Raw genomic sequence first — 12,888 nt, 5'->3', positions numbered from 1 at the left:
AGATGGTTGTTGAACTGATTTCCGTGGGAACGGAACTGCTGCTTGGAAATATTGTAAATACGAATGCCCGTTATCTCTCTGAAAAATGTGCCATGCTCGGCTTGTCCGTCTATTATCAGACGACGGTCGGCGACAACAGGGAGCGCATGGCCGAGGTGATAAAAACCGCGCTTGGCAGGGCGGATGTCATTGTTTTAAACGGAGGCCTCGGGCCGACGGAGGATGATATTACGAAGGAAGTCTGTGCGGAGGTGATGGGATTTCATCTCGTCGAGGACAGTTCCGTCAGGGCCCATTTGGAAGAGTGGTACAAGCTGAGGATGAAGAGCGAGCTGCCTGACAGTAACTGGGGACAGGCTCTCGTTCCGGAAGGCGCCGTGGTCTTTGAAAACCAGAACGGAACGGCTCCGGGGCTTGCCATGGAAAAAGACGGCAAAATTGCGATTCTGCTTCCGGGACCTCCAGGGGAGATGTACCCGATGTTTGAAAAGCAGGTCAGCCCTTATATCCAGGGAAAACAGTCCGGCGTTATCCGTTCCCAGATGATCAAAATCTGCGGTTTCGGTGAAAGCAAGGTGGAGGAGATGCTCCTCGATTTGATTGACAACCAGACGAACCCCACCATCGCCACCTACGCCAAGACAAAGGAAGTGCATATCCGGGTTACAGCCAGGGCCGAATCGGATGACGAGGCCAAGAAGATACTGAAACCGGTTGTGAAGGAGATTAAAAAGCGTTTTGGCATAGCAGTTTATACGACGGACGAGAAAGAGACGCTGGAAGACGTTGTAGTGCGCCTGCTCACCAAGTATGATTTGACCGTAACGACTGCGGAATCCTGTACGGGCGGCCTTCTGGCCGGACGCCTTGTCAATGTCCCGGGCGCTTCGGAAGTATTCCGCCAGGGTTTTATCACCTACTCCAACAAAGCCAAGAGGAAAGTCCTCGATGTCAGCAAAACTACGCTCAGGAAATACGGGGCGGTCAGCGAGCAGACGGCCAAGGAGATGGCGACCGGCGGTGTATTTGCAACCGATGCCGATATCTGTGTGGCGGTTACGGGCGTGGCCGGTCCCGACGGAGGTACCCCGGAAAAACCGGTGGGCCTTGTCTATATTGCATGTTACATGAAGGACAGTGTCAAAGTGGAGGAATTCCATTTTAACGGAAACAGGGAGAAGATCAGGGAGCAGACAGTAGTCCAGGCCCTGGATCTGCTCAGACGTTCGGTCCTGAACCAGTATAAAAAGGACTAAGACAACGAAAGCCCGCCCTGCGGACTTTTCATTGCCGACTATGAAGGAGAAAGGCTGAAGGGAAGAAGAATTGGGCAGTATTGATAAGAAAAAGCTGCTTTCGGCAGCGTATTATTATTCCTATACAAGATTTGTGCTTAATCTGTTCAGTTTATTTGAAGATATGGATAAAGCGGAGACAACCGGATTTCTGGACGGCTTTGCAGAGATGATTACCGAAAAGACGGAGGCCTTTCTGGAGTGGGGAAATGAGTACCCCGGCCTGGTGGCTGTGAGAGGACGCGTACTTGGCCTTTTGAATCAGATGACACTTTATCTGGACTGCTTCTGCATCCACGAATACGCCCTGGACAGAATGGAGCGGAAACTGTACGGCACAGACCCGGTCCTGATTTCTCCTGAGGTCCTGGCAGACGATCTGATGGATTATGTCATGGACGGAGAGAATCAGCTTGACGTCAACCACCGCATCCAGACAATCATCGGCGAACTTCCCGTCCGTTTTACAAAGAGTAAATTCTACAGTGTGATAGAGGAGAGCTTACGGCCTTACAAGGGCAGGGACAAAAGCGATCTTGACCGCATGATCTGGCGGATACGGAGCGCTGCCGCGCTGCCCTTATTTGAGAAGGCGGGAGAGGATCCGGAACTTTTTACAGGGTTCAGAAGCCTGGCCCTGGAGCTTGAAAACTGTGATTATCTTAGCCTGCCAAAAGAAGATTATACAAAACTCAAGAGCCGCTATGAGGAAAGCTATGGAAACCTTTCTCTTCTTTTAGGGCAGCTTGTCTGCCTGCCTCCGCTGATCAATGATCTGTGTGTGATGATGCGGGCCAAGGCCTTTGCGGAACCGTCTCCATACCAGAGCGTTCTGCAGGAGACCCTGGGGGCGATTCTGCAAAAACGCAGGGGAAAAGACGGATTTTTCACGGAGGATGACGGACGGGTTTTTGAAATGTTCGCCCCTCTGGAGGGAAAGCAGGAGTATTACTGGGAGCAGTATGTAAAACAGATGGATCGGTACAGCACCGGTGATGAAGATGTCTTTGTGGCCGGCCAGCTTCTTTCCGGAAATTTTGCAGCGCCGCTTGAGATGAACGCAGACGGCGTGAAAGTGACGGATGAGATTTACGAGACCTCGCTGGAACGGCTGTTTACAGAACTGGAGACGCGCCTGAAACGCACGGCGAAATTTACTTCCAGAGCCGTTATGGCAAAGGTGCTTGCCGAGATTCCGGTCTGGTTTAATACGCTCGAAGAGATCCAGGCGTACATCAGGGACAGCCTGTCGCTGTGCCTGGATACGGCGGAGAGAGACGCCAGCATGGTGAATTTGAAGCAGATAATGGTGGAGGGGAATGCACTGGTATAAGCATTTATATGTAGGCCGAAAAGCCAAGAAAAAACGATTTTCGATTATTCAGAATATCCGCAAAGGCCGGTTTCAGGCCGGAGTCCATGTGATCACCCCTTCATTCGGAGGACAAAACATCATGGATATTTATCCTGCCGCCGTGCTCCTTTCGGAATATTACAGTAAGAAAGAGGATTTACTGATTCTCGGGATTGCTGCCGACTACTATGAGGCACTGGAAGTGGTGCGCGATATTGTAGATGAAATGTACCAGAAAACAGGCGGGTTTTCCATTCAGGAATTTCTTTCTATAAATGGGCAGAGGTGAATGGAATGCTCCATATTTTGTTGCTAATATTGAAAATAGCGGGATTCCTGCTGCTTGCCGTCCTGGGACTGCTTATCCTGGTCCTTTTGTCTGTCCTTCTTGTTCCGTTCAGATACAGGCTGCAGGGTTCCTATTACGGAAAGCCGGAAGGAATGTTCCGTCTGACATGGTTTCTGCATCTTTTGTCGGTGCGGGTGAGCTATTACGGCGAACTGAAAATACTGGTCCGGATTCTGGGCTTTCCCGTATTCCGTGAGGATGGGAAAGAGGCGGAAGAAACCGTGGAGGAAGAGCTTATTCCCGACGCCGAGGAGTTTATCGACGACGCGGCGGACAGTTATACCGGCGATTTCCGGGAGGAACCCCTTCTTTCCGCACAGGAACTGGGCGGAGAAGAGCCGGAGAAACCGGGCGGGGAGGAACAGGAGGAAGAAGCCGGAGCGCCGTTTTTACGGTCTGAGGAAGAAATCCCCGTGCCCCCGCATAAAGAAGCCGGCAGGGGGAATATCTTCTCCCGCATCGCCGCCGGGATTCAGAATCTTTTCCGCAGAGTGATGCTTTTTATTAGGAATATCATTGCAGCCCTGAAAAAAGCGGACGACTGGAAAGAAACCGTGACGGCTTATCTGAAAGACGAAGAGAACAGAAAAACATACCGGCTGATAAAAAAACAGCTTAAAAAGGTATTACGCCACATTTTGCCGGTGAAACTTAAAGGGAATATTACCTTTGGCTCCGATGAGCCGTATATAACCGGACAGGTGCTTACCTGGGCGGCTCTTCTCTACCCCCTGTACCGCGATAATCTCGTGATAGAACCCGTATTTGACAGACAGGTACTGGAGGGAAACGTATCTTTAAAAGGGCGCATCCGGACGGGAACGCTCCTTATGGCAGGAATCAGAGTATTGCTAAATAAAAATTTCAGGAAACAGCTTAAGCGCTTCCTGAACCGAGGAGGAATGTAATATGGCAGATAATCAGTTTTCATCTACGGTAGATGCGCTGTTTAAAGGAATGGATAATTTTGTGACCACAAAAACCGTGGTGGGAGAAGCGGTGAAGATCGATGATACGATCATCCTCCCGCTGGTGGACGTGACCTGCGGTATGGCGGCAGGCGCTTTCAGCCAGCCGTCCAAGAATAACGGCGCCGGCGGCATGAGCGCTAAGATGAGTCCAAGTGCGATCCTCGTGATACAGAACGGGGTTACAAAGCTTGTAAATATTAAGCACCAGGATGCCGTGACAAAGATTATCGATATGGTGCCCGACTTCGTAAACCGTTTTACAAACGGCAAGGAAAGCGTAATCTCCGACGACGCAATGGAGAAGGCAGAAGCGATGGCCGAAGACCTATCTGAAAAATAATGAATACTGAAAAATAATGGAAAATGCTAAGATGCATCAAACGGCCAGGCCGGGCATATACTACTCATAACCGGATTATTCAGGGAGGAGACTGCCGTGAGGCGTCTATGCGGGCTTGTAATATTTTCCATTGGCATTGGAATGATGCTGGTACTCATTTTTCCCAAGAACTTCCTGTGGGTCTGTGCCGCCATCTCATGCCTGATTATCGGATATAATATGTTTTTTTGTTAAAGTGAACAACTCAGAGGGGATTATGAAATGAATTCCTTATTGCAGATAACGTAAGAGTCCGGCGTGCCGGGCTCTTGTGCTTATAGAATCAAAAATAGAGAAAAAGAAAAAACAGCCCCCGGCAGATACCAGGGGCCTCACTTTCCATGACGATTAAGCTCTTTCTACTAAACCGGCTCTTAAGCAAGAAGTACATACATACATCTTCTGAGCTCCGCCGTTAGTTTTTACCTTAACAGACTTAACGTTAGCTTTCCACATTTTGTTGGATCTTCTATGTGAGTGGCTTACTGCATTACCGAAGTGGGCAGCTTTTTCACAGATTGCACATTTAGCCATTATTGCACCTCCTTAACCGAACATTGGACTTCCTATTAAAAATCCATAACAAAATTTATAATAGCAGAAAGCATGGAATTTTGCAAGTGAAATTTAAAAATTTGTTTCTTTTTTTGCGAAAATAATGTATAATCACTAATAGCCGGATACGATGTTGCCATCCGGCATAATAAGCTCAGTAATTGAGTAAGAAATGGAGGCTGTGAGATATGAAAGGTCGCATTAATAATAAATTAGGTTCGATCCAGATCGACCCTGAAGTAATCGCCATGTATGCAGGGACTACAGCAGTGGAATGCTTTGGCATAGTCGGTATGGCCGCTGTAAGTATGAAGGACGGGCTCGTAAAGCTGCTTAAGAGGGACAGTCTGACCCATGGTATTAATGTATCAATCAAAGAGAATGAAATCAGCATTGACTTCCACGTCATTGTCAGCTATGGTGTAAGTATTTCGACTGTTGCAGACAATCTGATAGAGAATGTTAAATATAAAGTTGAAGAATTTACAGGCATGACGGTCGAGAAGATCAATATCTTCGTTGAAGGCGTAAGAGTGATAGATTAAGGAGGAACTACCCGTGGGTATGAACTATATAGACGCCGAGATGCTGAAAAAAGCATTTCTGGCCGGAGCAAAAGGCCTTGAGGCTAATAAAGAATGGATTAATGAGCTGAACGTATTCCCCGTGCCGGACGGCGATACGGGAACGAATATGACGATGACGATACTTTCAGCGGCCAGAGAGGTTGCGGCGATTGAAAAGCCAACCATGGAATCTCTCGCCAAGGCGATTTCATCCGGTTCTTTAAGAGGAGCCCGAGGTAACTCAGGTGTAATTCTTTCCCAGCTTTTCCGCGGCTTTACGAAGGAAATCAAGAATGTGGACGTCATTACGACAACGACGCTTGCCAACGCGTTCAACCGGGGAACCGAGACGGCGTATAAGGCTGTCATGAAGCCGAAGGAGGGCACAATCCTCACGGTTGCCAAGGGAATGGCGGACAAGGCCTCCGAACTCGTGTCGCAGACGGAGGATATTATCGAATTTGTTCAGAAGGTGATAGAACATGGCGATTATGTGCTGAGCCAGACGCCGGAGATGCTGCCGATCCTCAAGGAGGCAGGTGTTGTGGATTCCGGCGGCCAGGGCCTGATGCAGGTGTTAAAGGGCTGTCTGGACGGACTTATGGGCAAGGAACTCGATTTGTCCGTCGAGGGTGCTAAAGCTCCCCAGGCGCCGCTTCAGACCGGCAGCGCTTCAGGTGATTTCGACATCAAATTCGGTTACTGTACTGAATTTATTGTGAATATTGAGAAGGCATACAACCAGAAGACGGAACATGAATTCAAGAGCTATCTCGAATCCATCGGAGACTCCATCGTGGTGGTGTCCGACGACGACATGGTAAAGGTTCATGTCCACACTAACGATCCTGGCCTGGCAATCCAGAAAGCCCTCACTTACGGTTCCCTCTCAAGGATGAAGATCGACAATATGAGGGAAGAGCATCAGGAAAGGCTGATTAAGGATGCCGAGAAACTGGCTAAGGAGCAGAAGGAAGAGGAAAAGGCCAGGGAACCAAGAAAAACATATGGCTTTATCGCCGTTTCCATCGGTGAAGGCATGAGCGGGATTTTTAAGGGCATCGGCGCCGATTACCTCATTGAGGGAGGACAGACAATGAACCCCAGCACGGAAGACATGTTGAATGCCATCGACCGTGTCAATGCCGACACTATTTACATCCTGCCGAACAATAAAAATATTATTCTGGCGGCGGAGCAGGCCAGAAGTCTTGTAAAGGATAAGAAAATTGTAGTTGTTCCTTCCAAAACGGTTCCGCAGGGAATCACGGCTATCATCAATTTTGCTCCGGATCTCTCCTCGGAAGAAAATCTGGATCTGATGATCCAGGAGATGGGACGCGTAAAGAGCGGCCAGATTACGTATGCGGTGCGCAACACCTCCATCGACGGAATGGAGATCTCCCAGGGCGACATCATGGGTATCGGCGACAGCGGTATGCTGGCGGTCGGAAAAGATGTCGAAGATGTGTCTCTCAAGACACTCCGCACCATGGTTGACGAAGAATCGGAACTGATTTCCATATACTACGGTGAGGATATCAAGGAAGACGAGGCCGGGAGCCTGTATGCAAAGGCACAGGAGGAATTTGCCGGCTGCGAGATAGAGCTTCACAACGGAGGCCAGCCGATTTATTACTATATGATTTCCGTAGAGTAACGGCGGCGGGACAGGTACAATTATAATACAGAGGTGGACCAGGGCTGAGGATTCCGGTCCGCCTCTGTTTCTTAATTCATAGAAATTTTGTCTATTTTAAAAAATACTCCGCTTGCGGAACTCGTTACTTTTATAAATAAATTATTTGCAGGTAGAATGATGAAAAACGATAATCCGAAAAAAGAAGTGAAAACAGGAACCGGCTCCGGCAGGAAAGAGAACGGCTTTATGGAACAGCCGGTTACCTCCCTGAAAGGCATCGGAGACAAGACTGCCAGACTTTTCGGCAAGCTGGGGGTGGAAACGGTTGAAGAACTGCTCCATTATTATCCCAGAGCCTACGACACCTTCCGTGAACCGCAGCCCATATCGGAGCTGCTTCCGGAGACCATGGCCGCCGTAGCGGGAATGCTTACAAAGACGGCCGATGTGGTGAAATACGGCCACCTTCAGGTGACGACGGTGACGCTGCGCGATATCAGCGGGCTTCTGACCCTCACCTGGTACAATATGCCCTATCTAAGAGGAACCCTAAAAGCTGGGGAACGCTTTATTTTCCGCGGCAGGATCGTTAAAAAGCGCGGCCGGCTCACAATGGAGCAGCCGGAAATCTACAGGCCGGAGAAATATGCGTCCCTGGTGCACTCCATGCAGCCGATTTACGGCCAGACCAAGGGACTAGGTAATAAGACAATCGCAAAGACCGTGGCAGGGGCACTGGAGGCCCGTGATACGGAGCGCGATTACCTGCCTGCGGGACTCAGGATAAAGTATGAGCTGGCGGAGTACAATTTTGCCCTGGAGCATATCCATTTTCCCAAGGATGAGACGGAGCTGCTGTTTTCCAGGAAGAGGCTGGTATTTGATGAATTTTTCATGTTCCTGCTCTCCGTACGGCTTTTAAAGGATAAAAAAGAGGACAAACAGAGCCCCTGTCCGTTCGTGATAGACGGTAAGGCAGCCGCTCTGGAGGAAAAACTACCGTTTGCCCTCACCGGAGCCCAGAAAAAAGTCCTTAACGAGGTCTATGCGGATCTTTCGGGGGGCCATATCATGAACCGCCTGATCCAGGGCGACGTAGGTTCCGGCAAAACAATCATCGCCGTACTGGCTCTTCTGCAGGCTGCGTATAACGGCTATCAGGGCGCTTTGATGGTTCCGACGGAGGTTTTAGCCAGACAGCACTTTGAATCGATGAATGAGCTGTTTACGGGCCTCTCACTGCCCGTTAAACCAATCCTGCTCACCGGCTCCATGACCGCCAGGGAAAAAAGACTGGCCTATGAAAAGATTGCAGCGCATGAAGCGGATATCGTCATCGGCACCCATGCGCTGATCCAGGAAAAAGTCGTCTACGATAAACTTGGGCTTGTCATCACCGATGAACAGCACCGGTTCGGCGTGGGGCAGAGGGAGATGCTGGGCAGCAAGGGTATGGAGCCGCATATTCTGGTCATGAGCGCCACACCGATTCCACGTACGCTGGCAATCATTATCTACGGAGATTTGGATATCTCCATCATAGACGAACTCCCGGCGGGCCGCCAGGCCATTAAAAACTGTGTGGTAGGAAAGGATTACCGCGAAAATGCCTACCGTTTTATCGAGAGGGAGGCGAGAGCGGGCCGCCAGGCTTATGTCATCTGCCCGATGGTGGAGGCCAGCGAGATGCTGGAGGCCGAGAACGTAATCGACTATACCAAAACCCTGAGAGAACATCTTCCCGCGGATATCCGTGTGGAATATCTGCACGGAAAGATGAAGGCAAAAGAGAAGAATGCAATTATGGAGCTTTTTGCCGCCAATGAGATACAGGTCCTGGTTTCGACAACGGTTATTGAGGTCGGCATCAATGTGCCGAATGCGACCATCATGATGATAGAAAATGCGGAGCGTTTCGGTCTTGCCCAGCTTCACCAGCTGAGGGGCCGGGTAGGCCGGGGAAAGGACCAGTCCTACTGCATTATGGTGAACAGTTCCGGTGAGGAGGATGCCAGGAAGCGTCTGGAGATCCTTAATAAATCCAACGATGGTTTTTTCATTGCCTCCGAGGATTTGAAGCTCAGGGGCCCGGGGGACATCTTCGGCGTGCGCCAGAGCGGGGATCTGGAGTTCCGGCTGGCCGATATTTTTACCGATGCCGATATTTTGAAAACCGTATCTGATGAGGTAAAGGAGCTGATGGATCGGGATCCGTTCCTGGAGTGCGGGGAGAACAGGGAGCTGAGGCGGAAACTGGATCTTTATCTGGAGAGAAGCTACGAAAAACTGAATCTGTAGGAGAAGTTACAGGCAAAGGAGGAAGAGAATGCTGCGTTTAAGACCGTATAAACCGGACGATGCCGGTTATCTGATGGATTGGCTGAAGGATGAGAGGACCGTGCGCCTCTGGAGGGCGGACCGTTTCTCTTATCCGCTGACAAAGGAACAGTTGGAGCAATACTGGGAGGACTTCCTTTCAGACGAAAATGCCTGGATATTCCTTGCTGTGGACGAAAGCGGGAAACCCTGCGGCCATTTTTCCTTCCGCAGGGTGGATTATGCGAAAAACAGCGCCCACATGGGATTTATTGTGGTGAATCCCAAGGAGCGCGGCAAGGGCTATGGAAGAGAAATGGTTACCCTGGCTCTTCGGTACGCATTTGGGTTCCTCAGAATGGAGCGGGTGACGCTGGGAGTCTTTACGGTGAACGAGGCCGCCCACAGATGCTATCTTTCGGTGGGATTTAAGGATGAAGAACTCCACCGGGACTATGACTGCTTCGATGGGGAACCGTGGGACTATCAGGACATGGCGGCTCTAAAGGATGACTTTAAAGAGGCGGTGTTTCCGGTGTGACGGGAACGTCCGCTTCCTTCAGACCGACGCATTAGAATATCGTATACTGTAATTAAAAAACCTGAGCTTTACCATAGTGATATGGACGGCTCAGGCTTTCTATTCATTTTATATCATATCAAATCTAAACTAATGTTTTAAAATACTGGAAACCGTCGGTATTTTCGTTATATCTGCGGATCAGTTTCTGGATCTTTGCAGTCGGCGTCAGAGCATTCTCAAGGGATACGTTGTGGTTTAACGCATTGATGATGGCAGCGATAAATTTGCTCATATCGGCTTCCACATACCATTCGCGCTTTAAAAGTTCTTCCGGACGGTAGTTTAAGTTGGTCGTCACCACGCAGTCAATATATTCTTTGGCGTAGAATTCATCAAATTTATCAAGGCCGTTGGTGAAGAGGCCAAAGGTGGTGCATACGACTACGCGCTCCGCCTTCCTGTCCTTTAACGCCTTTGCGGTATCGAGCATGCTTTCGCCGGAGGAAATCATGTCGTCAATGATGAGGACGGTCTTTCCTTCCACGGAGGAGCCTAAGAATTCATGGGCTACGATTGGGTTGCGGCCATTCACAACGCGGGAGTAATCACGGCGTTTGTAGAACATACCCATATCCACGCCGAGGTTGTTGGCAAGATATACGGCGCGGCTCATGGCGCCCTCGTCCGGGCTGATTACCATCAGATGTTCCTTGTCAATCTTAAGGGTCTTATCGTGGGCGAAGAGAGCCTTAATAAACTGGTAGGTAGGCATGAAGTTGTCGAAGCCGTTTAACGGGATTGCGTTCTGGACTCTCGGGTCGTGTGCATCAAAGGTGATGATATTGTTGACGCCCATATGAACCAGTTCTTCCAGCATCATGGCACAGTCCAACGATTCACGGCTGGTTCTCTTATGCTGTCTGCCTTCGTATAAAAAGGGCATAATAACATTAACACGGTGTGCGGTTGCAATCGTGGCGCCGATGATACGCTTTAAATCCTGGAAATGATCATCGGGAGACATGTGATTGGTAAAACCGCTCATTTTGTAGGTGAGGCTGAAGTTGGTTACATCCACCATGGCGTAGATATCGGTGCCGCGGACGGATTCATGGATCGCTCCCTTGCCTTCACCGCTGCCGAAACGCGGACAAGAACAGTTTAACAGATAGGAATCGGCGTCATAACCGCGGTATTGAAGGTTTTCCTGGCGTTTCTTCAGAATCTCAATATCGTTGTGGCGGAAGTTGAGAATGTGTTCATTCACTTTCCCGGCCAGATCCTTACAGCTTTCCAAAGCGGCGATTTTTAAAGGCGCCACCGGAAGGGTGTCATTAAAAACATAGTCATTAGACATGATGTGTGCTCCTCCATAAATAAGGCAGGATAATCCCTGCCTGACTTTTATATAGTTTTTATACCATTATCAGACAAGAAACGTCAATAGAAAAACAGTAATTTTTAACAAAAAGACAAAAACTTTACAAAATTCTGTAATGTTGTTATGATAAAGAAAGGGATAGAAAGGCAGAGTAAAGTATGGTGAAAAAAGGACATTTAATCAGTAAAGTCGATCCCGGCTCCATTGCGGAAGAGCTGGAGCTGGAACCGGGTGACACGCTGTTGACAATAGACGGGGACGAGATAGAGGATATATTTGACTATGAATACATGATTGACAGCGAGGCCGTCACCCTGGTTGTGAAGAAGAAAAACGGGGAAGAGTGGGAGCTGGATATCGAGAATGAATACCAGGATCTGGGACTGACCTTTGAAAACGGTCTGATGAGTGACTACCGTTCCTGCAAGAATAAGTGTATTTTCTGTTTTATCGATCAGATGCCCGCGGGGATGAGGGAGACTCTTTATTTTAAAGATGATGATTCCAGGCTTTCATTCCTCCAGGGCAATTATATTACCCTGACGAACATGAAGGACAAGGATATTGACCGGATCATCCGCTACAGGCTGGCGCCCATCAATATTTCCGTCCAGACGACGAATCCGGAGCTGCGGTGCCTGATGCTTCACAACCGCTTTGCCGGTGAAGCGCTGTCAAAGATAGACACGCTCTATGAGGCTGAGATACCGATGAACGGGCAGATCGTCCTCTGCAAGAATGTAAACGACAAGGCGGAGCTTGAGCGGTCCATCCGTGACCTTTCCCGCTATGCTCCCTGCATGGCAAGCGTTTCGGTGGTTCCGGTCGGGCTTTCAAAGTTCCGGGAGGGACTGTTCCCGCTTGAACCGTTCACAAAGGAAGACGCGGAGGAAAACCTTGAGATCATTGAGCGGTGGCAGAAGATTATCTATGAAAAGCACGGAATCCATTTTATCCATGCCAGCGATGAGCTTTATATGCTGGCCGGGCGGCCGATGCCGGAGGAGGAGCGGTACGACGGTTATATCCAGCTTGAGAACGGGGTGGGTATGGTGCGTCTTTTGACGTCCGAGATAGAGCAGGCGTTAAAGGATGCCTGCGACGACGGGGGGACGGAGGAGCTTTCCATGGCTACCGGCGTCCTGGCTTATCCTTATATTAAGGAATATCTGGATCAAATCACGAAGATTTATCCCGGCAGAAAGGTACACCTCTATAAGATTATCAATCATTTTTTCGGAGAGCAGATTACGGTGGCCGGTCTGATTACGGGAACCGATCTGATCGAACAGCTGAAGGGGCAGGAACTGGGAGAGCGCCTTCTGCTGCCCTGCGCCATGTTCCGCAGCGGAGAAGAGGTTTTTCTGGACGACGTGACGAAAACAGAAGTACAAAATGCTTTACAAGTCCGGGTGGATATTGTAAAATCAAGCGGACATGACTTTGTAGATGCAGTGCTCGGGCCGGTGGAAGAAGAGGCGCCTGAACATGGGGAATATGAATTATCTTCCTATAATCAAAAGACAGAAGAGATCTGAATTGCAGAATAACGATGCA

General features: G+C 49.4%; 12 protein-coding genes. 10 read left to right on the top strand and 2 right to left on the bottom strand.

Translation table 11 applies throughout. The features are described from left to right. Window positions 1-2: 2 nt before the first annotated feature. The 5 genes from EJL91_RS02730 to EJL91_RS02710 all read left to right on the top strand — a co-directional run bounded on the left by EJL91_RS02730 (window position 3) and on the right by EJL91_RS02710 (window position 4,309). Window positions 3-1,256 carry a competence/damage-inducible protein A gene (locus EJL91_RS02730; RefSeq protein ID WP_125140426.1) on the top strand — a complete coding sequence of 418 codons (1,254 nt, stop codon included), beginning with the start codon at window positions 3-5 and terminating at the stop codon, window positions 1,254-1,256. Between the two features lie 70 nt (window positions 1,257-1,326). Beyond that, entirely contained in the window at window positions 1,327-2,628 is a 1,302-nt protein-coding gene (locus tag EJL91_RS02725) for a hypothetical protein (protein ID WP_125140425.1), read from the top strand. Between the two features lie 121 nt (window positions 2,629-2,749). Then, window positions 2,750-2,938, top strand: coding sequence for a hypothetical protein (locus EJL91_RS24830; RefSeq protein WP_243125211.1), 189 nt, complete (start codon window positions 2,750-2,752; stop codon window positions 2,936-2,938). A gap of 5 nt (window positions 2,939-2,943) precedes the next feature. After that, window positions 2,944-3,906 (top strand): DUF2953 domain-containing protein, encoded by a 963-nt coding sequence (locus tag EJL91_RS02715; RefSeq protein ID WP_125140423.1) that lies wholly within the window; start codon window positions 2,944-2,946, stop codon window positions 3,904-3,906. Between the two features lies 1 nt (window position 3,907). Further along, entirely contained in the window at window positions 3,908-4,309 is a 402-nt protein-coding gene (locus EJL91_RS02710) for a GerW family sporulation protein (RefSeq protein ID WP_125140422.1), read from the top strand. 387 nt (window positions 4,310-4,696) lie between these two features. Here EJL91_RS02710 and rpmB read toward each other — a convergent pair whose 3' ends face one another. Then, window positions 4,697-4,882, bottom strand: a complete 186-nt coding sequence (gene rpmB, locus EJL91_RS02705) for a 50S ribosomal protein L28 (protein ID WP_125140421.1) — start codon at window positions 4,880-4,882, stop codon at window positions 4,697-4,699. 209 nt (window positions 4,883-5,091) lie between these two features. Between rpmB and EJL91_RS02700 the strand changes: the two genes are divergently transcribed. The 4 genes from EJL91_RS02700 to EJL91_RS02685 all read left to right on the top strand — a co-directional run bounded on the left by EJL91_RS02700 (window position 5,092) and on the right by EJL91_RS02685 (window position 9,968). Next, window positions 5,092-5,448: an Asp23/Gls24 family envelope stress response protein gene (locus tag EJL91_RS02700; protein WP_125140420.1), complete on the top strand. Its 357-nt coding sequence runs from the start codon at window positions 5,092-5,094 to the stop codon at window positions 5,446-5,448. Window positions 5,449-5,461: 13 nt separating this feature from the next. Further along, window positions 5,462-7,129, top strand: coding sequence for a DAK2 domain-containing protein (locus tag EJL91_RS02695; protein ID WP_125140419.1), 1,668 nt, complete (start codon window positions 5,462-5,464; stop codon window positions 7,127-7,129). 87 nt (window positions 7,130-7,216) lie between these two features. Continuing rightward, window positions 7,217-9,409 carry an ATP-dependent DNA helicase RecG gene (recG, locus tag EJL91_RS02690; RefSeq protein WP_279230027.1) on the top strand — a complete coding sequence of 731 codons (2,193 nt, stop codon included), beginning with the start codon at window positions 7,217-7,219 and terminating at the stop codon, window positions 9,407-9,409. A 28-nt stretch (window positions 9,410-9,437) separates the two neighbouring features. Then, window positions 9,438-9,968, top strand: coding sequence for a GNAT family N-acetyltransferase (locus tag EJL91_RS02685; protein ID WP_125140417.1), 531 nt, complete (start codon window positions 9,438-9,440; stop codon window positions 9,966-9,968). Between the two features lie 124 nt (window positions 9,969-10,092). Here the strand turns inward: EJL91_RS02685 and EJL91_RS02680 are convergent, their stop codons facing one another. After that, window positions 10,093-11,307 (bottom strand): ribose-phosphate pyrophosphokinase, encoded by a 1,215-nt coding sequence (locus tag EJL91_RS02680; protein WP_125140416.1) that lies wholly within the window; start codon window positions 11,305-11,307, stop codon window positions 10,093-10,095. A gap of 182 nt (window positions 11,308-11,489) precedes the next feature. On the opposite strand from EJL91_RS02680, the gene EJL91_RS02675 reads away from it, so the two are divergent. After that, entirely contained in the window at window positions 11,490-12,869 is a 1,380-nt protein-coding gene (locus tag EJL91_RS02675) for a DUF512 domain-containing protein (protein WP_125140415.1), read from the top strand. Window positions 12,870-12,888: the final 19 nt, after the last annotated feature.

This window comes from Clostridium transplantifaecale (assembly GCF_900626075.1).
Taxonomy (GTDB): Bacteria; Bacillota; Clostridia; order Lachnospirales; family Lachnospiraceae; genus Otoolea; species Otoolea transplantifaecalis.
Note: the sequence above shows the minus strand (reverse complement) of the source record. Positions and strands in the feature narration are given on the sequence as shown.

Coding starts and splice junctions, on each gene's coding strand:
- EJL91_RS02700 (WP_125140420.1), top strand. CDS start 5,092: ATGAAAGGTCGCATTAATAATAAATTAGGTTCGATCCAGATCGACCCT.
- EJL91_RS02730 (WP_125140426.1), top strand. CDS start 3: ATGGTTGTTGAACTGATTTCCGTGGGAACGGAACTGCTGCTTGGAAAT.
- EJL91_RS02675 (WP_125140415.1), top strand. CDS start 11,490: ATGGTGAAAAAAGGACATTTAATCAGTAAAGTCGATCCCGGCTCCATT.
- EJL91_RS02715 (WP_125140423.1), top strand. CDS start 2,944: ATGCTCCATATTTTGTTGCTAATATTGAAAATAGCGGGATTCCTGCTG.
- EJL91_RS02710 (WP_125140422.1), top strand. CDS start 3,908: ATGGCAGATAATCAGTTTTCATCTACGGTAGATGCGCTGTTTAAAGGA.
- rpmB (WP_125140421.1), bottom strand. CDS start 4,882: ATGGCTAAATGTGCAATCTGTGAAAAAGCTGCCCACTTCGGTAATGCA.
- EJL91_RS24830 (WP_243125211.1), top strand. CDS start 2,750: ATGGATATTTATCCTGCCGCCGTGCTCCTTTCGGAATATTACAGTAAG.
- EJL91_RS02680 (WP_125140416.1), bottom strand. CDS start 11,307: ATGTCTAATGACTATGTTTTTAATGACACCCTTCCGGTGGCGCCTTTA.
- EJL91_RS02685 (WP_125140417.1), top strand. CDS start 9,438: ATGCTGCGTTTAAGACCGTATAAACCGGACGATGCCGGTTATCTGATG.